Below are 24,881 nucleotides of genomic sequence, written 5' to 3'. Positions count from 1 at the left end.
GACAACTTAGGGGGTCACTTCATATTACTTAAAAGTAGGAACCTGATATGTAAATAATACGAGGAGGAAAAATTATGTCATATGATGCATTAAGTCAAAAAATTATTGATGGCGTTGGTGGTAAAAAAAATGTTAACAGCGTCGTTCACTGTACAACACGTTTGCGTTTTAAGTTGAAAAATGAAAAAAAGGCCGATACTGATAAATTAGAGAATACAGACGGAATCATTACTGTAGTACAATCAGGCGGTCAGTATCAAGTAGTTATTGGAAACGAAGTCGCAGATGTATATGATTCATTAATTAAAGTTGGTGGATTTCCGGATGGCGGTGAAGTGCCAGATGATTATGAAGACACAAAAAAGTTGAGTCCATTGGATAAATTTATTGATCTAGTTTCTGGAATTTTTGCACCGATTTTGGGTGTTTTGGCATCAGCCGGAATGATTAAAGGTTTTGCGGCCATGTTTGTAGCTTTCGGTTGGCTATCAGATAAATCCGGTACTTACACGATTATGTATGCGATTGGTGATGCTTTCTTTTACTTTTTGCCAATCATTTTAGGATTAACGGCCGCCAAAAAGTTTAAAGTTGATCAATTTGTTGGTTTAGCAATTGGCGCTGTTCTTTGCTATCCAAGCATCGTAGCTCTTAATAGTAGTTCAACTAATTTGTTTACCCTTTTTAAAGGTACATTCTTTCAATCTACTATTCATACAACATTTTTACATATTCCGGTAATCATGATGAGCTATACTTCTTCAGTAATTCCAATTGTGTTAGCTATCTGGTTTGCGTCATATGTACAAAAGTCTGCAAAAAAAATAATTCCTGGTGTTGTGCGAACGTTTTTAGTTCCATTTGTTGTTTTATTGATTACAGTGCCAGTTACATTTCTTGTGATTGGACCAATTTCAACATGGTTAAGTACAGGAATTTCAGATGTAGTTGTTGGTGTGTATAATTTTAGTCCAGTGTTTGCTGGCTTGATTATGGGAGCCTTTTGGCAAGTATTTGTTATGTTTGGTTTGCATTGGGGATTTGTTGCAATTGCAATGGCAAATATAGCTTCAAAAGGATTCGATCCAATTGTTGCGTTAGTAAGTGCTGCTTCTTTTGCACAAACGGGAGTCGTGCTTGCAATGACGTTACAGACTAAAAATGCAAAGACTCGAGCTATTGGAATTCCGGCAGTAATTTCTGGGATTTTTGGAGTGACAGAACCTGCTATTTATGGTCTGAGTCTTCCAAGAAAACGTCCATTTATCTTAAGTTGTATTGCTGCTTCAGTGTCTGGTGGTTTGCTTGGATTATTTGGTACTAAACTTTGGATTATGGGTGGTATGGGCATTTTTGAAATACCAAGTATGCTAAATCCAAAGGTTGGGATGGATATGTCATTTTATGGAATGTTAATTGCAATTGTGGTTGCGACAATTCTTGGATTTGCTCTTCAATTCTTCTTCGGTAGGAAATTTGTAGATATTGATACCAAAGCTAAAAATACTTCTGAAGTTCAGACGGTCACAGAAGGTGCGGACGATGCTGTCAATGGGAATGCTAATGTTGCAGTAGAGAATGCAGAAGTTGCTTATAATAAACCTGAAGTTTTACAGAGTCCTGTAACTGGTAAAGTAATTCCTTTAAAGGAAGTGGATGATCCTGTATTTTCATCTGAATCCATGGGAAAGGGTTTGGCAGTTGAACCCACAGAGGGAGTTTTAAGATCTCCAGCAGATGGTAAAGTAGCAATGGTATTTCCCACTGGACATGCTGTAGGAATCAACACAAATGATGGTGCCGAACTCTTGATGCATATTGGTATGGATACGGTTCAATTAGATGGAAAAGGGTTTGAAACGTTGGTTAAACAAGGGGATCAGGTTAAAGCAGGACAACCCTTGGTTAAGTTTGATATTAATGAGATCAAAAAAGCTGGTTATTCAGTAACAACACCAATTGTGGTGACTAATTCACGAAACTATCATCATGTAGAAGCTGTAAACAATGAAGAGAACACAAATTTTGGTAACAAATTCTTAGAATTAGACTAAAAAGATAGGAGAGATTTATATGTATTCAAAAAATGTACCAACATCATTTCCAAAAGACTTTTTGTGGGGTGGCGCTACTGCAGCTAATCAAATTGAAGGTGCTTGGAATATTGATGGTAAAGGATTGACCACCGCTGAGGTAGTAAAAAAAGCCGAAAATCATCATACTTTAACAATGAATGATGTAACTAAAAAAAGTCTTCAAGAAGCAATCGATGATAAGACAGACGTTAATTATCCCAAACGACGTGGTGTTGATTTTTATCATCATTACAAGGAAGATATTGCAATGTTGGCAGAAATGGGTTTCAAGGCTTTTCGATTATCAATTGCCTGGGCAAGAATTTTTCCCAAGGGTGACGAGACACAACCAAATGAAAAAGGACTTGAATTTTACGATCGCGTTTTTGAAGAATGTCATAAACATGGTATTGAACCAGTTGTAACTATTTCTCATTACGAAATGCCTTTGAATTTAACCCTTAAACAAAATGGCTGGGCAAGCAGAGAGACCATCAGTGAATTTACTAAATATACACGTGTTTTGTTTAATCGATACAAAGAAATCGTTAAATATTGGATGACATTCAATGAAATTAATGCGATTCAAGGAGGATTTACTGGAACTGGTGCATTGGACAGTCAATTAAGTGTTTCTGAGAAGGCACAAGTTCGTTTTCAGGCTTTGCATCATCAGTTTGTAGCAAGTGCACTAGCAGTAGAACAATGTCACAAAATTGATCCTCAAGCTAAGATTGGTTGTATGTTAGCTCGAATGCAGACGTATGCCAAAACATCAGATCCCAAGGATGTTCGTGCAGCACAATTTCAAGATCAATTAAATCTATTTTATACAGATGTTCAGGTTCGTGGAGAATATCCAGAGTATATGAATCGTTATTTTAAAGAAAATAATGTGGAATTGAAAATGGTCGAAGGTGACGAGGCCATTTTAAAGCAAGGTAAAGTAGATTATTTGGCATTTAGTTATTACATGTCAAATGTGACTTCAGCAAAACAAGACGTTGAAAAATTTAGTGATACATTTATCGCCGGTGAAAGCAATCCTTATCTTGAAACAAGTGATTGGGGATGGCAAATCGATCCAGTGGGATTACGAGTATCATTAAATGAATTTTGGGATCGCTACCGAGTGCCATTGTTTGTTGTCGAAAACGGTTTAGGAGCCGTTGATGAGTTAACTCATGATGGTAAAGTACATGATCAATACCGTATTGATTACTTACGTAAACATGTTATTCAAATGAAAGAAGCAATTAAAGATGGTGTAGATCTCATTGGTTATACAACGTGGGGGCCAATTGATTTAATCAGTGCATCAACGTCAGAAATGTCGAAACGATATGGCTTTATTTATGTGGATCAAGACGATAGTGGTAACGGCAGTCTTAAACGAATTCGAAAAGATTCTTTCTTCTGGTACAAACAGGTTATTGCTTCTAATGGTGATAAATTAGAGTAAATTAATTTTAAGCACGTTCTGAAGTTCAATCTGAACTTCAGAACGTGCTTTTGTTATGGTCAATTATTTCAGCGCGTTATACTGAAAGAGAAATGAACAGAAAGAAGAGGCGTTCTAAATGGCAATTCAACATAAAGAAACCATCCCTGATAACATCGAGGTGATGGGAGCACATGTTAACAATTTAAAGAATCTCAACGTGACGATCCCCCTAAACGCATTTGTAGCGATTACGGGTAAATCCGGATCAGGAAAATCTTCGTTGGCAATGGGTGTCCTTTATGCTGAAGGTGCGCGCCGATACTTGAATTCTTTATCGACATACACCCGCCGTCGCATTAGCCAAGTTGGAAAGGCTAATGTGGATGAAGTAAAATATCTACCCTCCGCTTTGGCGTTGCGCCAACGACCCACGGTGCCTGGTATCCGCTCTACAGTGGGTACGATGACAGAAAGCTTAAATGTCTTGCGCCTGATGTTTTCCCGGCTGGGGTCCCATGTCTGTCCTAATGGGCATCGAGTTCCACCGACATTGGAAGTAGCCGAAAATATGGGTTATGTGGTTTGTCCAACGTGTGGTGTGAAGTTTATGGCACCTGGGGCTGAAAGCTTTGCCTTTAATTCTGAAGGCGCTTGTCCAACGTGTAATGGGATTGGTAAAGTTCGTCAAATTGTAAAAGAACGTCTCATCCCTGATCAAACTAAAACTTTGCGAGAAGGCGCGGTTGCTTCATGGCGTTTGCCAGGCCGTAACTTTATGATTTATGTGGCGGAACAAATTGGCATTCCAATTGACACGCCCTTTAATCAGATGAGTGCCAAAGATCAAGAACAGGTTTGGCATGGTGCAAATAAAAAATATGCGATTAATATTCCGTCAAAAACGGGCAAGATTTTCCATATGGATAATGCACAGTTTGAAAATGCGTATGCAGCAGTTGAAGATAGTTTAGCCACCACCACTAATGAACGGGCAATTACCCGTTTAAATCGGTTTTATTCCTTTGATGTGTGTCCAACCTGTCATGGCAGTCGATTTGCACCTAAACTATTGGCAACCAAGTTAGCTGATAAAAATATCGCGGAAGTTTCTAAGATGACCATTACCGAATTAACGCAATTTATTCCAAAAATTGTGCCATGGTTACCTAAACAGGTACAGGTTTTAGGCGCTAGTTTGGTTGGTGAATTGAAAGACAGTCTGCAGCCAGTGTTAGATTTAGGCTTAGACTATTTAACGTTAGATCGTGCTGGTGATACTTTGTCGACTGGTGAACTGCAACGAATTCAGCTGGGTCGTACGTTACGAAGTCAAACTACTGGCGTACTTTATGTACTGGATGAACCATCAGTCGGATTACACCCGGCCAACGTGAGCGGTTTAATCAAAATCTTACACCAACTTGTGGCACAGGGTAATTCATTAGTCGTTGTTGATCATGATACACGCATTATTTCAGCGGCTGATTATGTGATTGAAATTGGTCCTGGAGCTGGTAAAAATGGGGGTACCGTTATTGATCACGGAACAGTTCCTACCATTCAAAAAAGTTCAAATTCACTGATTGCCCCTTTTTTAAATGGAACAGCTAAATTATTAGTTCGCAAACAAGTTTCTCAGAAACGATTGTTTGATAAAGGCGACATCGCGGTTGAAGTCTCTGATCGCTATAATTTGCATAACGTGACGGCTCACTTTCCTAAAGGACGTCTCAGCGTTGTGTCAGGTTATTCAGGGGCTGGGAAAACGACGTTAATTTTGGATAGTTTAATTCCGGCCATCAAAGCCGCCATTAAAAAGCAGCCGTTACCAAAGCACGTCACACATTTGGACCGTGCCCATATTCATCGCGTTGTGATGGTTGATTCTGTGCCAGTTGGAAAAAATGTGCGTTCAACGGTAGCTACCTATTCTGGCATTCTGGATACTTTGCGGGTTTTATTTGCGAACACAGCTGAAGCTAAACAAAGAAAATGGACGGCAAGTCATTTTTCATACAATGTCGGGTCAGGCGCTTGTCCAAATTGTAAGGGTACAGGAACAATTTCGCTCGATATTCAATACTTACCGGACATGGTCGAAACGTGTCCCGTGTGTCATGGCAAACGTTATAATGACGAAACTTTAGCGGTAAAGTGGCATGATTACAGTATTGCTGATATTTTAGCATTAGATGTGGAACACGCGTTACCTATTTTCAAAGAGGTTCCAGCAATCAGTACCATTCTAGAAAAACTGAATGAAATGGGACTGGGTTACTTAGTTTTAGGTGAAAGTACACCAATTCTTTCCGGCGGTGAAGCTCAGCGGTTGAAATTAGTTTCACAAATGGGACGCAAACAAAGTGGGACCTTATTTGTTTTTGATGAACCATCTGTGGGATTGCATCCCCTGGATATTCAAACACTAATTCATGTGTTTGATCGTTTGATTGATCAAGGAGCTACCATTATTATCATTGAACATGACCTTGACGTGATTGCGAATGCGGATTATGTGGTTGATCTTGGGCCTAAAGGCGGTCAATTAGGGGGTCAAATCATTGCATCTGGAACACCGCAAGAAGTTGCCAACACAGCCAAAAGTGAAACTGGTAAATATTTGAAAGCCCACTTTGAATTGTTTCAGTAAGTTGAAAGTTAGACTTTCATTTGGTTAGAGATAATTTTTTGCTTATGAAAGTTATAACTATACTGGATATTTTTTGCTATTCATGATATGCTTGAAACAGATGTAGAAAAGGCTTTCATATCTAATATTCATACTGGAGGAATGACCTATGCGAATTAACAGAAATGATTTATACGATTTATTGAGTTCAGACAATGGCCCGTTTGTCACAATGATTGTGAACAATCCGACCGATTTAAAAGAGATTCAACATACGAAGATCACTTTTAAGAACTTGATGAAAGAAGCAAAGGATCGACTTACCAAGATGTTTCCTGAACTTAACCATGAAACTTATTTAAGTAAATTGGAAATTTATGGCGATGATAATAGTTTCTGGTTAAATAGCAAAGGACGTTCAACAGCATTAATTGGCAATATGGATCAAGTAGAGACCTTCCAATTATCGGAAGATTATACAAATCAAGTTTCGGTTTCTCGTCAACCGAATGTGTTGCCAATCATTCAAGAATTACAAATGAAATTTGAATACTTATTAATTGCACTGAACCAGACCTCATTTGAACTTTATCGTGGCGATGGTTACGAATTACAAAAGGTTCGCCTTGATGAAGACGCACCAAAAACTTTGAAACAGGCGTTAGGTGATAACGAGTTAGTTGGTGGTGAGGTTACGTTTAGAGGAGCGTCAAGTCACGGTGGTGATGTGGCGGTAGCTTATCATGGACATAACGAAAAGAGTCAAGAAGTTACGAATGACCAGGTTAATTATTATCAAATGGTTGATCAGTATGTGACAACTAATTTTGCGCATCCGGAGGGTTTGATGACAATTGTGTTTGCATTGCCAGAGAATCAGGCCAAATTCCGTCAATTGTCAAAAAATCAGAACTTGTCGCATCATTTGAAGATTGAGGAGTCACCAAGTGGATTGGGAATAAATCAGTTGGAAGATAAGATGCGGCCGGTAGCGCATAAGTGGTTTGAGCAGATTATGGATGTGCAAAAACAGCGATATGAGACGGCTAAGGATAAGAATAAGGCGACGAGTGATATGCGCGAGTTGGTAAGATGTGCGGTGGCTGGCCAGATTGATACGTTGTTTGTGAGAAATGATACGACGGTAGTGGGTATGATTGATGAAGAAGGCAAGTTGGATACGAAGTCTGCGAAGGCGCTAGATAATAATTTGATAAATGATGTGGTGGACAAGACGATGCAGAGTGCGGGACGCGTGGTGTTGTTGGACACGGAAGATATGCCGACGGATAAGGTGGCGGCGGGAATATTGAGATATTAGTGCGCGAGACAAAACGGTAAAAGACGGAAATTAAGCATGATGTATGCGGGATCGCAATCCCGCGGGAATCATGCTTAATTTCCGTCTTTTGTTTTGTCGAGCGGTCCTAGGGCTCAGAGGAAAAAAACAGGGCAAGGAAATGCTGGATGCGGGGAGAATTCCCCGCTGGAAGCATGCTTATTTATTTACACTTGTTTTGTCGAGCGGTCCTAAAGCTCAGCGGAGAAAGGCAGGACAAGGGGATGTATGCGGGATCGCAATCCCGCGGGAATCATGCTTAATTTCCGTCTTTTGTTTTGTTGAGCGGTCCTAGAGCTCAGCAAAAACAACATGTTCACGATTATTTTTGTTTTGTCGAGTTTAAGCACTAACCGTTCCTATTTTCTTTCAAATCACCATTGCGTTGACTCTCTAATAGTCAGATAATTAGAAGCATAAATCGTAATTTTGAGAGTTTTGATGGGGGACAAAAGCATGAGTAGGTCAACACAGGGAATTTTGTATGCGTCAATTGGCGCAATATGCTGGGGAATATCCGGCCCAATTGCACAGTTATTATTTACGAATTACAATTTGAAATTAGGATGGCTAATTAGTTCGAAAATGTTGTTTAGCGGTTTGATTTTACTGGTGTTTGGGTGGCTGCAGATTAAAGAACGGCCAAAACTGTTTTCTATTTGGCATGATAAAAAAGCACTCGTTCAGTTAGTAATTTATACTATCTTTGGGATGACGGCTATGCAAGCAGTGTATTATAAAGCCGTGGAAGTTGGTAATGCGGCAACTGCCACAATACTGCAGTTTTTATCGCCAGTGTTTATTGTGGTTTTTACCATTTTCCGATATAAGAAAGTACCGCGGCGTGGTGATGTGTGGGCAATTGTTGCAGCTTTGGTGGGAACCTTTTTATTAATTACTGGTGGTAATCCAACTAAACTAACAATTTATCCAGCTGCTTTGTTTTGGGGTGTCATGACGGGAGTGGCGGCTGCGGCTTACGTTTTATTACCAGCAAAAATTTTGGATCAATATGGTTCGTTGGCGGTTTCGGCATGGTCCATGGTAATTGGCGCGATTTTGTTTATGTTTGTCCAACCAGTTTGGCGTGACGTCCCTAAATTCGATTTATTGGGCTGGGCGGGCTACTTATTCATTGTTATATTTGGTTCAGTAATTGCCTACTTCATTTACCTAGAGAGTTTAGCTTATATTTCGGCCACCGCTACAGGGTTACTGGATGCCTTCGAACCTTTGGCGGCAACAATTTTTTCAGTTATCTTCTTGAATTTAACGTTTGGAATTGTGGAAACAATTGGAACGGTGCTGATTTTGAGCACAGTGTTTATCTTGGCACTTGCCAATCGGCAACCATCCCAATATATAAAGTAATTGTTAGAACTGTTTATTCTATTAATGAATAAATGGTTTTTTATTTATTTGAGGCTTCGTGGAAAATAATAAGATAACCTAGTTTATAGTTGTTTTACTTGTGCGAAGTGCTAATATTTAGGTAAATGGAAACGGTTTACATAGGGAGATGGTGCCAGTGCAGAATCGATATTTAAGACTATTGATGTACCTTGGTGTTTGGCTGGGATTAAATATTTTATGGGAGTTACGAGCAACGATTCTTTATTCTGGTGTTAATTTTCCGTTCATGTTCATGGGAGTGATGGTACTTTCTTTTGCGCCCCTTATCGGAATCACGGTTTTATTGCTGATGACTTTATTTAAACGTCGTGAATTGAATTTAACAGCGCTAATCTGGTTGATTCTGGCTACCATAGCTTCCAATCCACCGATTTATCTGCTGTCAACTAGTGTATTCAGTGTGATTACTGTTCTGATTTGTAATGTGTATCTGGCCGTCATTATTTGTAATCACGACCGCCCCTTAAAACATACAAGTCTCATTACTTGGACTTTTGCAGTTGTTTTCGTACTTTGTTTAATGTCGCCAAATTTAAGTGCTCGTTTTGCGATTAACGGATATTCAACGTTTAATTCAGCACTTAAAACCCACATAAGATTAACAACTAAGCATAAAAATGAACTACAGCAGCACGGTTCAACGACAATTAAACCACACCATCCCAATATTAAAATTTCGGGCGTAGGCGATATTGACATTCAGATTACTAGATTAGGACCTTTTTATTTTTCAACGATTGGGAACTATGTTTATGAATGGTGAACCATAGGGGGATGCGAATTACGCGAAAAATACGATAAATATTTATTAAGTGGCATGTATTTTTTAGAATTCCTGGTTTTAGTAACTGGTTGGCAAAAGGTTAGCGGTGTTTGGAATTATTTTACAGGAGATATTCTTCATTCGTTCAAGGGGTATTCAAACATGTACACAATTTTAAACCCGTTTAACTTTTCGATTAGTACTAGTGGGTTGCATACCAATTACCCGTTTGCAATTAGTTATTGTTTGATACTTATTATTCAATATGCACTGATCTGGTATGCAATGTATCAATTTGCAACAGGTATGAAGGCTTATTTTCATTTGCAAAAATCTGAACTAGCTAAGTATTTTAACCGAATTTCAACTACTTTTATAGGCGTTTTTGTGACTGTAGTGCTTTTGCAAATTATGGATTCTGTTTTAGCTAAACAAGTACGACTGTTTCGACCAGACTTTTGGTTAGCAATCATTGGTATCGTCTTTTTGGTAATTGTTTTCCACTATGTTGGCAGTATTATTACTAATACTAATAAATATCAGGACCATTAAGTTAACACATCACCGTTTTTAGAAAGGCGGGTGAGTTTAATGTTTAAACAGCGATTTTATCAAAAAGTATGGCTTACAAGCTTATCCCTGCTGAGTTTTATGCTGATTTTAGGAGTGTCAATCCATGCTCAAACTGATGCAACAAGTTCTGCCAGCTCAAGTGTCACAACTAGTTCATCAAGAGCTAGTTCTGCTAGCTCCATTAAACAAACTAGTAGTTCGGCGGCCACAACCACAAGTAAGGCAGTTACTAATGCGAAGATTATTGTAAAGTATGTGAATCAAAATAATAACCCCATTGCTGCAGAAAAGGTTTTGAGCGGTAAAGTTGGAACAAAGTACAATGCAACAAACTTAAAAAAGGCAATTAAAGGCTACCGATTAAAAACAACACAAAATTTGATCGGTCAGTATTCGGTCAATCATACAGCAATCGTTTTCAAATACCAGGGTGTCAAAACAAAACTAATCATTCATGATATTGACGACTGGAAAAATAATCTTGATGAGGAACAGGGGATTAAACGATCCGTTACGGGTTACTATGGAGATACTTACACGATAAAGCCATTAAAGTCCGACGGTGAAACTTTGATTAGTAGTCCGTCCATCCTGACTGGTCAGTATCCGTTAAAGAACAAAATAATTACATTAAGATATACGCAAACGATGAACGATGTGGTGTTTAGTTCTGATAAATCAGTTACGGTTTCGGAAATTGTTCTGGGACGTTTAACCGATGTGATTCAAACGTATCCCAATGGTGAAAAAATAGCTGTCATTGTGAACAATAATGGTGTTTACCAAGTAGGTACAAGCAAAAGTAAATATACAATTGTCGCTTTCAAACAACTTAAAACTTTAAAACGGAACGAAACGGTGCAAGTTGTTTCTACCAGAAAAACGCAAACGCAAATTTCGGTATTACCGGATGGGTATATACGGATTCAAAGAATTGTTAAAGGCAGAAATTATCAAACTGATGGTTCATTAACGAGTCCAAGTGGTCATATTACAAGTGTTCTTACAACCGTTAAAGATGGGGTAAAATCAGACGTTTCCGAAGAAGGACCAGGCATTCCACCAACCCAGGTTGCGCAAACTTGGTCTAATGGGGATATTTTGACCACGTTAACCATCAATAAAAATAAGTTACAAGTAACGTTACAAAATAAAGCTAAGAATGTTTTGAGCACTAAGATTATTACAAAAGCTCCCAACTCAGGCTATATTTTTAAGCTAAGTCGGAATCAGTACCTTGTTTATCGAGTTGGCGCTCAAAAAACAATCACAACCACACTAATTACTGGAAATCAGTATAAACGGCAGTCCTTTACTGTCCACGGAGCTGTCAAGATAAATCAGGGTAAACTCAGCTTGAATCAGGCAGCCAAACAGGCTTTGAAAAATGGTGACTTGAAGGCTTTTGTGGCAGCAACTTCAACTTCAAAAACTAAGAAATCGGTTAATCCTAAACAACTCGTCAACAAACCAAAAGCTGTGAAAAAAAGCACCAGTCGCAAATTGCCAGCAACTGGTGAAAGTCGGATAACTCCCTTAACAGGGATCGTGTTATTCCTGATTTCTGGAAGTAGCTATATCAAATATAAAAAGGTGATGTGATGTTTAAAATAGATAAAGCGACCAAATTATCATTTGTTTTTTATAATTACATGTGAAAAATCATCGCAATCACTACAATGGTGATCATTAAAACCACACCTGCTAAAAGTAATAGTAATAGTTGGAAAAACTTGTTTTGTAATCTTGTTTTAGCCCAATCGGCTACGTAGGCTAAAACTAAGAAATCAACTAAAATAAAAACGGTATTTAAGAAATCAAAATTATGAACAATTAAAGATAAAATAACATAAACAAGCGTGACTACAATAGATTTTAATAAGCTGCGTAAAAAAATATTTTTATTAGTATTTGTTTCATATAGATGTTTCATATATACGTCCCCCCTGTTTTCAATAGTAGTTCACAAGTATAATTTTTTCTATAGATATTAATAAAAACTCCAGTTATTTCAAAGGATAACTGGAGTTCTTTAATTTGAATTTTTAGTGATTTAGCAAAAAGGCAATTGACTGATAAGGCTTCAAAGTGATTTCTTGGCTGAATATGGGTTGTTCATGATAATTTGAAATTAGGATTTTACCTGTGTGCGCTGACAAGTCACTAGGTAATTGAACCGAAGTTGATTCACCATAAAAATTATTTAAAACGACTAAAGTTTGGTCTTTATACTTCCGTAAATAAGCAAAAACCTGGCGATCGGTTTCTAACAGCGGTTTGAAATCACCCACCGAAATGATGGGTTGTGTTTTTCGTAAACTAATTAACTTCTGATAATAGGTAAAGATTTCACCATGAGCTAATTCATCAGCAACATTAACCTCTGCTTGATTCGTAGGCATTAACCATGGCTTATGCTTAGAAAAGCCAGCGTATTCGGAACTATCCCATTGCATTGGTGTTCGACTATTATCACGTGATTTTGTTTTGACGATTTCAAAAGCTTCAGCCGGTGTTTTTCCAGCAGATAGCAGCTCTTTATAAGCATTCTTACATTCAATATCAACGTAATCATTCATCGATTGATAATCAGGATCGCTCATCCCAATTTCTTCACCCATATAAATATAAGGTGTTCCTCGCAGCAAGTGCATGGTAGTGGCCAACATTTCTGCAGACTTTGCACGGTAATGAACAGGATCACCAAAGCGATTAATTGCGCGCGGTTGATCATGGTTATTCCAGAAGAGGGCATTCCAACCGCCACCCTTGGCCATTCCAAGTTGCCACTCGGTTAAAATTTCTTTGAGTTTCATGAAATCAAATGGTGTTTTGGTCCATTTTTCACCGTTGGCATAATCGACTTTCAAATGATGGAAAGTGAAAACCATAGTTAATTCGTGGTTAGCTGGTAATGTATACTGCACGCTATTAGGGATGGAGGTAGATGACATTTCGCCGACTGTAATGGCATCTGGATCTTTGCCAAAACTAGCACGATTCATTTCTTTTAAGTAGTCTTGCACGATTGGTGTATCGGTGTAAAGCGTCTTGCTGGCAACATTTGCCGGTGCATCAACCAACTCAGTTCCCTTACCCGTGACATTAATGACATCAAAACGAAAACCTTGGACACCTTTAGCTCGCCAAAAGTTGATAACTTTAAAAAGTTCCTGACGAACTTCTGGATTGTGCCAATCTAAATCAGCTTGGGTCGGGTCATAGAGATGTAAATAGTATTTTCCAGTATTACCAAACTTCGCCCATGCTGGACCGCCAAACTTAGATTCCCAGTTGGTCGGTAAATCCCCATTTGGTTTTGGATCACGGATGTAATAAAAAGCTTGATATTTTTTATCACCGGCCAAGGCTTTTTGAAACCATTCATGAGCAGTTGAAGTGTGATTTAACACCATATCCAGCATAATACTAATATGGTGTTCTTTTAGTTTGGCTGCCAATTCTTCAAAATCGGCCATGGTTCCAAAAGTTGGATCAACCTTGTAATAATCAGCAATGTCATAACCATTATCATTTTGTGGTGAAACAAAAAAAGGATTAAACCAGATCATATCGATGTTTAACTTAGCGATGTAAGGAATTTTTTGAATGATACCCCGTAGATCACCGATGCCATCGCCATTACTATCGTAAAAGGATTTAGGATAAATTTGATAGATTACTTTATCTTGAAAACTCATTTTAAGCACTCCTTAATGTAAAGTAGCTGAACTACTTTTTAATTGATTTTTTGTCGTCGCGCAAAGTCCACAAAGTTGAACTTATCAGGGCGATGAATAGATTCCGTAAATTGAAATAAGGTGGTATCTTCCAAATAAGTTTGACTACGCACAACCACAACATCTTGATGTGGTTCTAAAGCCAGCAACTGAGTTTCTTCTTTTGTGGGATGCTCAACCGTAATGGTTTTAGTGGCGTAGCTAATTTTGAGACCTAACTTACCTTCAAAGTAGGCGTATAAAGAGTCGGCCGCAACTTCATATGGAATTTTGGAAACACAATCTTTAAGAATATAATCGCGATCTAGCACAATTGGCTCGTCGTTAACGATTCGTAACCGTTCAACATAGGTAGCAGCTAGATCTGAATCTGATTGATAATCGAATTTTTCAAGTGGCACATATTGATCTTCAATACATAAAACTTTAGTGGAAGAGTTCATATGTTGTGATTGATTTAATTCTTTAAAAGAGGTTATTCCAGAAACCGGAAAATTGAAGCGTTGTAAATTTAAAACAACAGAGCCTTTGCCACGAATTTTTTGAATAAAACCATTGGTTAACAACGCAGACAACGCTTTGCGAATGGTTTCACGTGAAGTTCCATATAATTGTGCTAGTTGAGTCTCACTTGGTAAATAACTTCCAACAGGATAGATATGGTGAATAATTTTATCGGCCAAATCATGATAAATTGCACTGTATTTATTTCGCATAATTGCTCATCTCCTAAAGCGCTTCCATAGTACCATATTCTGGCTAGTATAGACAAGACAAAAACATTAATAAACTTAATTATTCTTTGATAATACTTGTTATAAATAAAGTTAGTCAAAAAAGTTGACAACATGTATATACAGGTTGTATGATGATTTTGTTGTTAAGAAAGCGCTTTAAAAAACATAATGTGGTTATTTTAAAATTTAACTTTAATATTTGAAACGGAGTGAATACCAATGTTTGGATTTGGAAAAAAGAAAAAGGTTGTTGATGACGATTCAATTTATGCACCGGTGAATGGTGAGGTCATTGATTTAAGTGAAGTTAGTGATCCCGTTTTTGCTCAAAAGGCGATGGGTGATGGTTTAGGTGTAAAACCAAGCGATGGTCATATTGTAAGTCCGGTTGCCGGAACAGTTTCGATGGTAGCAAGTACGAAGCATGCGCTAGGATTGACCATGGCAAACGGATTAGAAGTTTTAATTCACATGGGGGTTGATACCGTTGATTTAAAAGGCGCACCGTTTACAGTTAATGTAAAACCTGGTGATATTGTCAATGGTGGCGATTCGGTAGCTACGATTGATTTGGATCAAGTAAGGGATGCTAAATTGGATGATGTGATCATTGTAGTATTCACGAATACGGCTGATAAATTAGATCATCTTGATGTAAAGACAGGCAAAACTACCGCAAAAGATAAGATTGGTTCAGTTACCGTAAAATAGTAAGGGAGGTATTTAAAATGGCAAAGGACTACACAAAACTTGCTTCTGATATTATTGAAAATGTTGGTGGTAAGGAAAACATAAAAAGTTTAATTCATTGTATTACGCGACTTCGTTTTTATTTAAAGGATGAAAGTCTCGCAAAAGATGATGTTATTAAGGGTTTGGATGGCGTTATTGAAGTTCGTCATGCACAAGGCCAATATCAAGTTGTTATCGGTGCAGCGGTTACAGATGTTTACAATGCCGTGATTGCGCAACTTGGTCAAGAGTTTGCCGATCCTGATGCTACTGAAGCCGCTGTTGCAGAAACGGCCGCTGCAGCAAAGGGTCCAGATAATCGTAATTTTACTGAAAAAGTTAAGGATGGTTTTGATGCTTTAATTGGTGTAATTACGGGCTCAATGATGCCTGTTATTGGATTGTTAGCTGCAAGTGGTATCTTAAAAGGATTACTACAAATGGCAGTTTACTTCCATTGGACAACGATTACTTCGCAAACATATATTATTATTTCAGCAATGGGTGATGCAGCATTTTATTTCTTACCAGTGATTGTTGGTTTTACTGCTGCGCAACGTTTGAAGGCTGATCCCGTGATCATGGCTATTATTGGTGGTGTATTAATTTATCCTTCATTATTCTCAATTGCCACCGGAACGAAAGTATCAGGACATTTATTAGGGATGGCTTTAAACACGAACTTGTTTGGTTTACCGATTCACATGGTTAATTATACCTACACAATTTTCCCAATTATTGCGGGTGCATGGATGGCACACTACATTGAAATTTGGTTGAAGAAATGGATTCCACAAATTCTTCAGATGATTTTTGTACCGTTGTTTGAAGTAATGATTGTTTCTGCTTTGATTATGATTGTGGTTGGTCCCATTATTACTTTGATTAGTACTGGAATTTCAATTGTGTTGGATGCTGTGTTGAAGTTCAATTATCCAATTGCCGGATTGTTAATCGGTGGTTTCTATCAAATCTTGGTTATTTTCGGACTTCACTGGGCGATTGTACCTTTGATAGCTAATGATATTGCTTCAAAGGGTTACAGTTATTTAAATGCGATTGTGTCAATGACAATGGTTGCGCAAGGTGCTGCTGTATTAGCGATTTTTCTTAAATCAAAGATTGCATCCATTAAGGAACTTTCGGGTGCTGCTGCGATTTCGGCGTTTGTTGGAATTACGGAACCTTCTATTTATGGTATTAACTTGAAGTATGGACGAGCGTTCTTGACTGCTAATATTGGTGCGGCAGCTGGTGGCTTGGTGACTGGATTGTTGAATGTTAATATGTATGGATTTACGGGTTCAATTATTGGATTTCCATCATTCTTTACGCCGGCTCGATTTGGTGGCGGTATAAGTAATGAAATCAACTTTTGGATTGCTACAATTGTGACGTTGGTTGTGGGATTTGCTTGCACGTGGTTCTTCGGATTTAAGGATGCGGATGTGGAAGCAGAGAAGAAAGTTGTTCGTCATAAGACTATTGGAAAAAATTAGAGTGTTTCAAAGAGCGTCTAGCTTCTGAGCATTAGCATAAAGGCCCCAATGATTCGTTTTTGGAATCGTTGGGGCCTTTGGGCTAACTACTCCACACAAAGGATGATTATTAACAAAAAGCGTTAATAATCTTGCATGTTACGGACGTTGACCATTCTTGTGGTCGCAACCCAGACCGCAAGAAATATGGCAGCGGAAGAAGCTGCTCTTTTAAACACGTTTCAGCTATAAAGGTGAAACGTGCACAGAAATTGTTTGCTTTTTGTCAGTTTGTTTTACGAATTTTTAATAGAGGTACTTGTCATAAAGTTCGTTTTGGAGTATTATCAAACTTATTCAGAATATTAAAAAATGCTGTGAACAGATGAGTAAGTACAAAGCGGATTTTAAAGAGAGCTAGGATAGTGAAAACTAGCAATGAAGTGGTACTGAAGATGGTCTGGGAGCGTTGCGGTGAAAATAAATTTTAAGCTGCGGGTGTAAAAATCCTTATGAATTGAGATGAACGTTTTTACGTTCAAATAAAGGTGGTACCGCGGTCAAACGTCCTTTACTTCGAAATGAAGTAAGGGCGTTTTTTATATGGGTAACAAAAATTAAAAACTATTTTGGGTATAAGGAGAGAGACTTATGAACAAAAAACAAGGAATTTCAGTTAGAACAGTTGTGGCAATCGGAATTGGAACGGCAATTTTCTTTGTGTTGATGCGCTATATTCCTATTCCAACCGGTGTGCCAGACACTAACATTAACTTAGCTTATGGATTTTTAGCGTTAATGGGTGCTATTTTTGGTCCCATTGCAGGCGGTTTAATTGCTTTTCTAGGTCATATGTTTAATGATTTAACTTGGGGTGAACCTTGGTGGACTTGGATTGTTGCCGATGGAATTTATGGTATTTTATTTGGCCTTACACGAAAATATCTAAACATTGAAAATGGCGATTTAACGAAGCGCAAGTTAGTATTGTTTAATGTATATCAGGTTCTCATTGCTATTTTAGTATGGGGAATCATTGCCCCAACTGGTGATGTGTTAGTTTATTCAGAACCAGCATCTAAAGTTTATCTACAGGGAATTACATCGGTAATTTGTAATGCACTTTCTGTGGGAATTCTAGGTACAATTCTCTTGGTAGCATATGCACGAACCCGTTCTAAGAAAGGTGGTTTAAAGAAAGAGTCTTAATTTTATGAAGAAACCAATTATCAGTTTTCAGGACGTTAGTTTTCAATATCAAAGCCAGTCTGAACCTACTTTGCAGCATTTGAGCTTTGACATTTTTCCTGGCGAAAAAGTGTTGATTGCTGGAGCATCCGGTTCTGGTAAAACAACGATTAGTCGGCTAATGAACGGCTTAATTCCGTCAGCTTATCCTGGAAAACTAAGTGGCAAAATCTTAATTAACGGCAAATCGGTCACGGATCAAACGATCTTTGACCTTTCTTTGCGTGTGGGCACAGTTTTACAGGATCCAGATACGCAATTTGTGGGGCTGACAGTCGCTGAAGACATCGCTTTTGCGTTGGAAAATGATGGTGCGAAGCAATCTGTTTTAAAACAGAAAGCCAGTGAGTGGGCCAAACGATTAAAAATTCCTGCTATTTTGAACAATCATCCACAAGAAATTTCTGGTGGTCAAAAACAGCGTGTTTCGATGGCAGGAGTTTTAGTGGATGAAGGAAAAATCCTGCTATTTGATGAACCTTTGGCTAGCTTGGATCCGGTTGCGGGGCGTGAATCAATTGAATTAATTGATGATATGCAAAAAAATGGTGAAACAACAACGGTGATCATTGAACATCGAATTGAAGATGTGCTATACAGACCGGTGGATCGCCTTATCTTGATTGATCAGGGCCGATTGGTTGCAAATGAGACACCAGATAAAATATTAAAAAGTGGCATTTTGGCTAAATTAGGCTTGCGTGAACCGCTGTATTTATCGGCCTTAAAGTATGCGGGTGTTGATTTAAATCAGGTGTCAAATGTAGATAGTGTGGATAAGGTGAACTTATCTGCACAAACAACGCAGGCTCTGCAGCAGTGGGTTAAGCCGGTATCTGCACGAAAACAGAAAAATGACGCTACTCCCATATTACAAGCAAAGAATATTTCATTTAGTTATGATTCGAAACAAGTATTAAATAAATTGAATTTAAGCCTCAATGGTGGTGAAATGGTGAGTTTGGTGGGAAGAAACGGTGTCGGGAAAACGACGCTAAGTAACATCATAACCGGTTTTTTACGTCAGAGTGCTGGTGACTTAATTCTAAATGGTCACAAAATTAACGAGGCGTCGATTAAGGAACGCGCCGATCATATTGGGTATGTGCTCCAAGATCCGAACATGATGATTTCCAAGAATGTGGTTTCTGAAGAAGTGGCGTTGGGTCTCACATTACGCGGAATTGCACCAGATGAAATTGAAAAACGTGTGAATGAGACGTTGAAAGTCTGTGGCTTGTTTGAATATCGGCACTGGCCAATTTCTGCACTAAGTTTTGGTCAGAAGAAGCGGGTCACAATTGCAGCAATTTTAGTTTTAAATCCAGAATTGCTTATTTTAGATGAGCCGACAGCTGGGCAAGATTGGCAACATTATACAGAAATGATGACGTTTATTCAGAATTTGAATCGTAAAATTGGCATTTCTGTTATTTTCATTACCCATGATATGCATTTAATGATGGAATATACTGATCGGGTTGTGGTGTTAAACAATGGGGTTATTGCGTATGATGACCAACCGATGAAATTATTTGCTAATCTGGATCTCTTAAAACAGGCTTCATTAGTGGAAACCAGTTTGTTTACCTTGGCACAACGAATTGATGTTGATCCGGAAGCTTTAATTGCCAGTTTTATCAACCAAGAAAAGGTGGTTCAGGCTAATGAATAACAACGTTTTGATTGGTTACAAACAACGAGATAATTTTGTGGATCGTTTGACGGGAACCACTAAATTAATTGGTTTGATTGCTTTGTCAGTAATTGGGATGGTTAGTTTTGATACGCGCTTTTTGTTGGTGCTCACAATTTGTTCATTGGCGTTGTTTAGGTTGTCAGGAATTAAGTTTCGCGAGGTTTCATTTATCCTGAGTTTTATTACGGCGTTTTCCGTTTTAAATCTAATTGCGGTCTATGTGTTTGGTCCGCAGTATGGTGTGCATTTGTATGGGACGGAGCATGTGATTTGGCAAGGAGTTGGCCCTTACAATTTGACGTGGGAGCAGTTGTTTTATGAATTTAATTTGTTTTTGAAGTATATTTTTACGGTGCCGTTGGCGTTAGTGTTTTTGATGACGACGAATCCGAGTGAATTTTCATCGAGTTTGAATCGAATTGGGATTTCTTATCGAATTAGTTATGCGGTGTCGTTGGCGTTGAGGTATATTCCGGATGTGCAGAATGATTATCGGCAGATTAGTAAGGCACAGCAGGCGCGAGGAAATGAGATTTCAAGGAAGGGCAAGTTGACGCATCGGGTGAAGGCGGCGGCCCAGATTTTGTTGCCACTGATTTTTACGAGTTTGGATCGAATTGAGACGATTAGTCAGGCGATGGAGCTTAGAAGGTTTGGAAAGCTGAAGAAGCGAAGTTGGTATGCGGAAAAGCCGATGAAAAGAAATGACTTTTTGGCGTTGTTGGTGATTGCCTTGGTGGTGCTGGTAGGCATTTATTTGTTTAGGGTGAATGCGGGAAGGTTTTATGATCCCTTTAGGTAAAGTGAGTGAGGCAAGTCGATAAAAGAGCATCTCTAAGTGTGACGGAGGCGGGATCGTAATCCCGCTGTGAGTCATACTTAGAGCTGCTCTTTTGACTTGCCGAGCTGTCTTAAAAGTAGTGAGTGAAACAAGTCGGGTAGTCGTAATAAGCTAAGTGAGATGGAGGTGGGATCGTAATCCCACAGGAATCTTACTTAGCTTATTACGACTGACTTGTGAAACTGTCCTAATTTTCAGAAAAAAAGGCAGAGAGGCAGACGAATGTTTGACTTGGAGCTTTGCTTATTTATCTTGATTTGCTTTATGCAACTGACCTTATCTTCTAGTATCGTCCGAGATATTCAGTTCGTTAGCAGATAATTATGCTAATAAATATGTGATCTATATTTAGAATAATTATGCTGTTAATATTACAATTAATATTGTACAATAATGACAAAGGGGTGTAGAAAATGATTAACATTAAACCTGTGTCAGAGCTACGTAATTACAATAAAGTTTTAGATGAAGTAAAACCAGATGAACCCGTTATTTTAACAAAAAATGGATATGGAAAATATGCAGTTGTGAGTTTAGATGAATATGAAAAATTTCAAGATGGATTAAAACTGTTAGAGGAACTTAAAGTAGCTGAAAAGGGTTCATTTTACAATATAGAAGATGTTCGTCGTAAATTGTTGGACAAATGAGTTATAAAGTTGAATTTTCAAATGATGCTATTGATGACTTAGAACAATTACAAAAGTATTTAAAAAATCATTTTGGAAATACATCCGATGAACGAGTTATAGAACGATTGTTGAAGGTAATGCTATCATTGTCAAATTTTCCTAATAGAGGTAGACCAGCAAAGTTATTATTTGTTTATTTGGATGGGTATTATTATCTGCATACTCGCAAAAACACTATATTTTATACAATTGATCCTATAAAAAAACATGTTCGAATATTGAGAATATTTAGTAATCATGAGGACGTTCTTGCCAGATTTATCAACAGTCTAAACTAGAGAATCAGAAATTTCTGATTCTTTTTTTATTTCTTTGTTTACATTTGGCATCCTGAAACGTTATTAGTATATGTAAGCCGTCGCGACACTTACTAAAACGAACTGAAAACTTGGAGGATATCAAAAATGGAAAAGAATTGGTTAAAGACTGCTGTTGCAGTAACAATGTCAGGAGAAGGTCATGAAGATGGTCTCAAACGCAGCTTCGCTAATATGCCAGAGGTTGTCACAGATGATCAAATTAAAGGCCTTGGCAATGTACTCGAAGCAGTTTCAAACGATAAATTTGATTTTGCTACAGTAACCACTACAGAAAAAATTGTAAACAACTAAATTAATTAAATCCCACCCCCATAACTACTATGTACAGAAAAATCAAGGAGGATACAACTATGAAACAATTAGATATGGAATTTGTAAGCAGTCTCGGTAAGGTACGTCACATTAAGTTAAAGTATGTGAATGACGGTTTGGAACCAGCAGCAGTAAAATCTGCTATGACACAATTGGCAGACTTAAAGTTATTTGTGAAAGATGATGAAGAATTATATGCAAAACCTCAAGCTGCTAAGTATATCGAAACAATTAACACACCATTATTTGATGACGAAGCTGTGAAAGCTTAATTTTAAGAAAAAGGTTTAATTGATTTCCATGGTGGAAAAAGATTAAGCCTTTTTTTGAAACGTTGAAAATAAAAAGTGCTTTTTTGCGCCAGTTTTCAAAATTAGTGTTATAACAAGGGTGTTGGGGTAATCTAAACTAAAAGACAGACTACACAGCAATTTGAATGTGGTACTTGGTGGCTACGGAGGATTGTTGTGCTTCACCCAAAAATATAATTGGAGGTTTTTGATATGGCAGCAACAGCTTATGTAGAAAAAACCGCGCTTTTAGACACGGCAACCAAAGATATTTTTGATTGGAGTGACGATGCAACACCATTGCGAGATGCAATGTGGGACAAAGTCATGGAAAGTAATAATCATAATACTGATAAGACATCTGAACAGGCGGCAAAGTGGGAAGATATGAATGATTCCGACTTGAAGGCAGCGGCTGAAAAGTTGTTGAAGTAAAAAAGAGTGTTAGAAAGAGCGTATAGCTTTCGAGCATTAGCATAAAGACCCAATGATTCGGTTTTGGAATCGTTGGGTCTTTGTGCTAACTACTCCACATTAAGAAAGATTATTAGCCGACAGCGCTAATAATCTTTGATGTTACGGGCGTTGACCATTCTTGTGGCCGCAACCCGGACCGCAAGAAACATGGCAGCGGAGAAAGTTGCTCTTTCTAACACGTTTCAGCTATAAAGGATAAAAGAGGACCCAATGATTCGTTTTTGGAATCGTTGGGTCTTTGTGCTAACTACTCCACATTAAGAAAGATTATTAGCCAACAGCGCTAATAATCTTTGATGTTGCGGACGTTGACCATTCTTGTGGTCGCAACCCGGACCGCAAGAAACATGGCAGCGGAGAAAGTTGCTCTTTCTAACACGTTTCGGCTACAAAAGACAAAAGAGACCTAATGATTCGTTTTTAGAATCATTGGGTCTTTATGTTTATTTATGATTTTAGTCTAATGTTTTCATTTTTTCGTCTGACCGTGTTTTTACCAACTAATCATCCAAGGCTTTACCATTGGTTTCAATGATGTGTTTCATCCAGGCATAAGATTTTTTAGGGATGCGCTTTAAACTACCGTGACCTAAATCATCCATGTCAATATATATAAAGCCATAACGCTTTTTCATTTCTCCGGTCGAAAGAGAAACCAGATCGATAGGTGCCCACATGGTGTAACCGATACATGGGACTTTATCTATATTAATAGCGTCAGCCATTGCTGATAGGTGTTTTTGTAGATAGTCAATTCGATAATCATCTTCCACAAAACCATTTTCGTCTGGTTTATCAATTGCACCCATGCCATTTTCAACAATGAAGATTGGTTTTTGAATGCGATCATAAATCATGTTCATGGTGTAACGCAGACCAAGTGGATCTAATCCCCAGCCCCATGGCGTTTTTTCAAGGTATGGATTAGCCGAACCGCCAACATTGAACCATTTATCCCCAGCCTTAGAGATGTTGGATCGGTAATAACTAAAAGCAATGAAGTCTAGTTGACCGTCTTTTAAGATTTGTTGATCAGCCGGGTCCATCTTGATTTCGCTAAGTCCTTTAATTCCATGATGCTGTAGAATTTCGTCAGCGTATCTTGGATAGTAACCTCTGCCCATTGTATCAACGAAATACCAATTTTCGCGCAACTCTTGTTGATTATGAAAAACGTCTTCTGGCTTGCAAGTAGCAGGGTAACAAGTGCTTAAGGCATACATTGTACCAAATTGGCTGCCTGGGATTAGCTTGTGACCAAGTTTAACGGTCTCAGCTGAGGCAACAAACATGTTGTGAGCAGCTTGATATCTTCTTAATCCTGTTGCTTTATGAACACCGCTGGGACCAAAGCCACGAACGGCATTAATTTCATTGAAAGTAAGCCAATATTTACACTTGCTTCCAAAGTGTTCAAATAATGATTTAGCGTATTTTACATAAAGTTCAATCACTTTTCTTGAGCTCCAACCATCGTACTTTAATGCTAGGTGAACGGGCATTTCATCGTGACAGATAGTGATTAGTGGTTGAATATGGTATTTTTCTAGTTCACTAATAACATTGTCATAAAATTTCAATCCTTCTTTGTTGGGCTCATCTTCTTCACCATTAGGAAAAATTCTGCTCCAAGCGATCGAAAAGCGATAAACACTGAATCCCATTCCAGCCATTAATTTGATATCTTCTTTATAGTGATGATAGAAATCAACGGCCTGATGACTAGGATAATATTGATCCTTTAACCAAACTGGTTTGGCTTCTTCTGGTACATCTTCAGCATCAAGAAAAGAACTTTTGAGATTAATGGTATCTCCGTTTGGCATTTTCATTGTATGGTGACGGGGATGCTCCGGTGAGCCATTGGTCTCATAATCATGCGTTGAGGGGTCACGACCACCTTCAGCATATCCACCTTCATATTGAAAATCAGCAGTGGCACCGCCCCATAAAAAATCCTTTGGTAATTCTTTAGTCATTTCTATAATCTCCTTGCATCAATTAAGAATCAATTCAACAGATAAATTTTCATTAAATTTTGCTAATTGATGTCAAGGGCGGTTTAAAAATGTACAAAAT

The 24,881-nt window shown here is 38.2% G+C and carries 22 protein-coding genes and 1 other annotated feature; of the genes, 18 read left to right on the top strand and 4 right to left on the bottom strand.

Going from position 1 to position 24,881, the window contains the following annotated elements:
• Positions 1-74 precede the first annotated feature (74 nt).
• From IV87_RS09430 to IV87_RS09395, 8 genes are all read left to right on the top strand, one after another.
• Positions 75-2,054: a beta-glucoside-specific PTS transporter subunit IIABC gene (locus IV87_RS09430; protein ID WP_057807675.1), complete on the top strand. Its 1,980-nt coding sequence runs from the start codon at positions 75-77 to the stop codon at positions 2,052-2,054.
• A 19-nt stretch (positions 2,055-2,073) separates the two neighbouring features.
• Entirely contained in the window at positions 2,074-3,537 is a 1,464-nt protein-coding gene (locus IV87_RS09425) for a glycoside hydrolase family 1 protein (RefSeq protein ID WP_057807673.1), read from the top strand.
• A 118-nt stretch (positions 3,538-3,655) separates the two neighbouring features.
• Positions 3,656-6,169: an excinuclease ABC subunit UvrA gene (locus tag IV87_RS09420; RefSeq protein WP_057807671.1), complete on the top strand. Its 2,514-nt coding sequence runs from the start codon at positions 3,656-3,658 to the stop codon at positions 6,167-6,169.
• A gap of 148 nt (positions 6,170-6,317) precedes the next feature.
• A complete protein-coding gene (locus IV87_RS09415; protein ID WP_057807669.1) occupies positions 6,318-7,469 on the top strand; it encodes a baeRF6 domain-containing protein in 1,152 nt (383 codons plus the stop codon).
• Between the two features lie 474 nt (positions 7,470-7,943).
• Complete coding sequence (locus IV87_RS09410) at positions 7,944-8,858, top strand: EamA family transporter (RefSeq protein ID WP_057807667.1); 915 nt, start codon at positions 7,944-7,946, stop codon at positions 8,856-8,858.
• 157 nt (positions 8,859-9,015) lie between these two features.
• The gene (locus IV87_RS09405) at positions 9,016-9,663 is read left to right on the top strand and encodes a hypothetical protein (RefSeq protein ID WP_057807666.1); all 648 of its coding nucleotides are present in this window, start codon (positions 9,016-9,018) and stop codon (positions 9,661-9,663) included.
• A gap of 162 nt (positions 9,664-9,825) precedes the next feature.
• Positions 9,826-10,215, top strand: coding sequence for a hypothetical protein (locus IV87_RS09400; protein WP_074693958.1), 390 nt, complete (start codon positions 9,826-9,828; stop codon positions 10,213-10,215).
• A gap of 39 nt (positions 10,216-10,254) precedes the next feature.
• On the top strand, positions 10,255-11,838 hold the full coding sequence (locus tag IV87_RS09395; RefSeq protein ID WP_057807662.1) for a MucBP domain-containing protein: 1,584 nt from the start codon (positions 10,255-10,257) through the stop codon (positions 11,836-11,838).
• 46 nt (positions 11,839-11,884) lie between these two features.
• Here IV87_RS09395 and IV87_RS09390 read toward each other — a convergent pair whose 3' ends face one another.
• The 3 genes from IV87_RS09390 to treR all read right to left on the bottom strand — a co-directional run bounded on the left by IV87_RS09390 (position 11,885) and on the right by treR (position 14,692).
• Positions 11,885-12,169 (bottom strand): hypothetical protein, encoded by a 285-nt coding sequence (locus IV87_RS09390; protein WP_057807660.1) that lies wholly within the window; start codon positions 12,167-12,169, stop codon positions 11,885-11,887.
• Between the two features lie 112 nt (positions 12,170-12,281).
• Positions 12,282-13,937 carry an alpha,alpha-phosphotrehalase gene (gene treC / locus IV87_RS09385; protein ID WP_057807658.1) on the bottom strand — a complete coding sequence of 552 codons (1,656 nt, stop codon included), beginning with the start codon at positions 13,935-13,937 and terminating at the stop codon, positions 12,282-12,284.
• A gap of 38 nt (positions 13,938-13,975) precedes the next feature.
• Positions 13,976-14,692 (bottom strand): trehalose operon repressor, encoded by a 717-nt coding sequence (gene treR / locus IV87_RS09380; protein WP_057807656.1) that lies wholly within the window; start codon positions 14,690-14,692, stop codon positions 13,976-13,978.
• Between the two features lie 240 nt (positions 14,693-14,932).
• Between treR and IV87_RS11110 the strand changes: the two genes are divergently transcribed.
• The 10 genes from IV87_RS11110 to IV87_RS09330 all read left to right on the top strand — a co-directional run bounded on the left by IV87_RS11110 (position 14,933) and on the right by IV87_RS09330 (position 22,760).
• A complete protein-coding gene (locus IV87_RS11110) occupies positions 14,933-15,424 on the top strand; it encodes a PTS sugar transporter subunit IIA (protein WP_057807654.1) in 492 nt (163 codons plus the stop codon).
• A gap of 17 nt (positions 15,425-15,441) precedes the next feature.
• A complete protein-coding gene (locus IV87_RS09370) occupies positions 15,442-16,944 on the top strand; it encodes a PTS transporter subunit EIIC (protein ID WP_057807652.1) in 1,503 nt (500 codons plus the stop codon).
• 347 nt (positions 16,945-17,291) lie between these two features.
• Positions 17,292-17,498: a binding site (T-box leader), on the top strand.
• 76 nt (positions 17,499-17,574) lie between these two features.
• Positions 17,575-18,132 carry an ECF-type riboflavin transporter substrate-binding protein gene (locus IV87_RS09365; RefSeq protein WP_057807651.1) on the top strand — a complete coding sequence of 186 codons (558 nt, stop codon included), beginning with the start codon at positions 17,575-17,577 and terminating at the stop codon, positions 18,130-18,132.
• Positions 18,133-18,136: 4 nt separating this feature from the next.
• Positions 18,137-19,846, top strand: a complete 1,710-nt coding sequence (locus tag IV87_RS09360; RefSeq protein WP_057807649.1) for an ABC transporter ATP-binding protein — start codon at positions 18,137-18,139, stop codon at positions 19,844-19,846.
• Complete coding sequence (locus IV87_RS09355) at positions 19,839-20,672, top strand: energy-coupling factor transporter transmembrane component T family protein (RefSeq protein ID WP_057807647.1); 834 nt, start codon at positions 19,839-19,841, stop codon at positions 20,670-20,672. Before IV87_RS09360 ends, IV87_RS09355 begins: the two co-directional genes overlap by 8 nt.
• A gap of 452 nt (positions 20,673-21,124) precedes the next feature.
• The gene (locus tag IV87_RS09350; protein ID WP_057807645.1) at positions 21,125-21,361 is read left to right on the top strand and encodes a type II toxin-antitoxin system prevent-host-death family antitoxin; all 237 of its coding nucleotides are present in this window, start codon (positions 21,125-21,127) and stop codon (positions 21,359-21,361) included.
• The gene (locus IV87_RS11385) at positions 21,358-21,681 is read left to right on the top strand and encodes a type II toxin-antitoxin system RelE/ParE family toxin (protein WP_057807643.1); all 324 of its coding nucleotides are present in this window, start codon (positions 21,358-21,360) and stop codon (positions 21,679-21,681) included. The genes IV87_RS09350 and IV87_RS11385 overlap by 4 nt, the downstream gene beginning before the upstream one ends.
• A 126-nt stretch (positions 21,682-21,807) precedes the next feature.
• Positions 21,808-22,014: a DUF1659 domain-containing protein gene (locus IV87_RS09340; protein ID WP_057807640.1), complete on the top strand. Its 207-nt coding sequence runs from the start codon at positions 21,808-21,810 to the stop codon at positions 22,012-22,014.
• 59 nt (positions 22,015-22,073) lie between these two features.
• Positions 22,074-22,307 (top strand): DUF2922 domain-containing protein, encoded by a 234-nt coding sequence (locus IV87_RS09335; protein ID WP_057807638.1) that lies wholly within the window; start codon positions 22,074-22,076, stop codon positions 22,305-22,307.
• Positions 22,308-22,538: 231 nt separating this feature from the next.
• A complete protein-coding gene (locus tag IV87_RS09330; RefSeq protein WP_057750945.1) occupies positions 22,539-22,760 on the top strand; it encodes a P8 family protein in 222 nt (73 codons plus the stop codon).
• Positions 22,761-23,302: 542 nt separating this feature from the next.
• On the opposite strand, the gene IV87_RS09325 is transcribed toward IV87_RS09330, so the two are convergent.
• Positions 23,303-24,781: a glycoside hydrolase family 1 protein gene (locus IV87_RS09325; protein ID WP_057807636.1), complete on the bottom strand. Its 1,479-nt coding sequence runs from the start codon at positions 24,779-24,781 to the stop codon at positions 23,303-23,305.
• Between the last annotated feature and the right edge of the window lie 100 nt (positions 24,782-24,881).

The sequence above is a fragment of the Pediococcus ethanolidurans genome, assembly GCF_001437405.1.
GTDB classification, from domain to species: domain Bacteria; phylum Bacillota; class Bacilli; order Lactobacillales; family Lactobacillaceae; genus Pediococcus; species Pediococcus ethanolidurans.
Note: the sequence above shows the minus strand (reverse complement) of the source record. Positions and strands in the feature narration are given on the sequence as shown.

Coding starts and splice junctions, on each gene's coding strand:
- IV87_RS09430 (WP_057807675.1), top strand. CDS start 75: ATGTCATATGATGCATTAAGTCAAAAAATTATTGATGGCGTTGGTGGT.
- IV87_RS09415 (WP_057807669.1), top strand. CDS start 6,318: ATGCGAATTAACAGAAATGATTTATACGATTTATTGAGTTCAGACAAT.
- IV87_RS09325 (WP_057807636.1), bottom strand. CDS start 24,781: ATGACTAAAGAATTACCAAAGGATTTTTTATGGGGCGGTGCCACTGCT.
- IV87_RS11110 (WP_057807654.1), top strand. CDS start 14,933: ATGTTTGGATTTGGAAAAAAGAAAAAGGTTGTTGATGACGATTCAATT.
- IV87_RS09400 (WP_074693958.1), top strand. CDS start 9,826: ATGTACACAATTTTAAACCCGTTTAACTTTTCGATTAGTACTAGTGGG.
- IV87_RS09355 (WP_057807647.1), top strand. CDS start 19,839: ATGAATAACAACGTTTTGATTGGTTACAAACAACGAGATAATTTTGTG.
- IV87_RS09365 (WP_057807651.1), top strand. CDS start 17,575: ATGAACAAAAAACAAGGAATTTCAGTTAGAACAGTTGTGGCAATCGGA.
- IV87_RS11385 (WP_057807643.1), top strand. CDS start 21,358: ATGAGTTATAAAGTTGAATTTTCAAATGATGCTATTGATGACTTAGAA.
- IV87_RS09410 (WP_057807667.1), top strand. CDS start 7,944: ATGAGTAGGTCAACACAGGGAATTTTGTATGCGTCAATTGGCGCAATA.
- IV87_RS09395 (WP_057807662.1), top strand. CDS start 10,255: ATGTTTAAACAGCGATTTTATCAAAAAGTATGGCTTACAAGCTTATCC.
- IV87_RS09360 (WP_057807649.1), top strand. CDS start 18,137: ATGAAGAAACCAATTATCAGTTTTCAGGACGTTAGTTTTCAATATCAA.
- IV87_RS09425 (WP_057807673.1), top strand. CDS start 2,074: ATGTATTCAAAAAATGTACCAACATCATTTCCAAAAGACTTTTTGTGG.
- treC (WP_057807658.1), bottom strand. CDS start 13,937: ATGAGTTTTCAAGATAAAGTAATCTATCAAATTTATCCTAAATCCTTT.
- IV87_RS09370 (WP_057807652.1), top strand. CDS start 15,442: ATGGCAAAGGACTACACAAAACTTGCTTCTGATATTATTGAAAATGTT.
- IV87_RS09335 (WP_057807638.1), top strand. CDS start 22,074: ATGAAACAATTAGATATGGAATTTGTAAGCAGTCTCGGTAAGGTACGT.
- treR (WP_057807656.1), bottom strand. CDS start 14,692: ATGCGAAATAAATACAGTGCAATTTATCATGATTTGGCCGATAAAATT.
- IV87_RS09340 (WP_057807640.1), top strand. CDS start 21,808: ATGGAAAAGAATTGGTTAAAGACTGCTGTTGCAGTAACAATGTCAGGA.
- IV87_RS09420 (WP_057807671.1), top strand. CDS start 3,656: ATGGCAATTCAACATAAAGAAACCATCCCTGATAACATCGAGGTGATG.
- IV87_RS09350 (WP_057807645.1), top strand. CDS start 21,125: ATGATTAACATTAAACCTGTGTCAGAGCTACGTAATTACAATAAAGTT.
- IV87_RS09390 (WP_057807660.1), bottom strand. CDS start 12,169: ATGAAACATCTATATGAAACAAATACTAATAAAAATATTTTTTTACGC.
- IV87_RS09330 (WP_057750945.1), top strand. CDS start 22,539: ATGGCAGCAACAGCTTATGTAGAAAAAACCGCGCTTTTAGACACGGCA.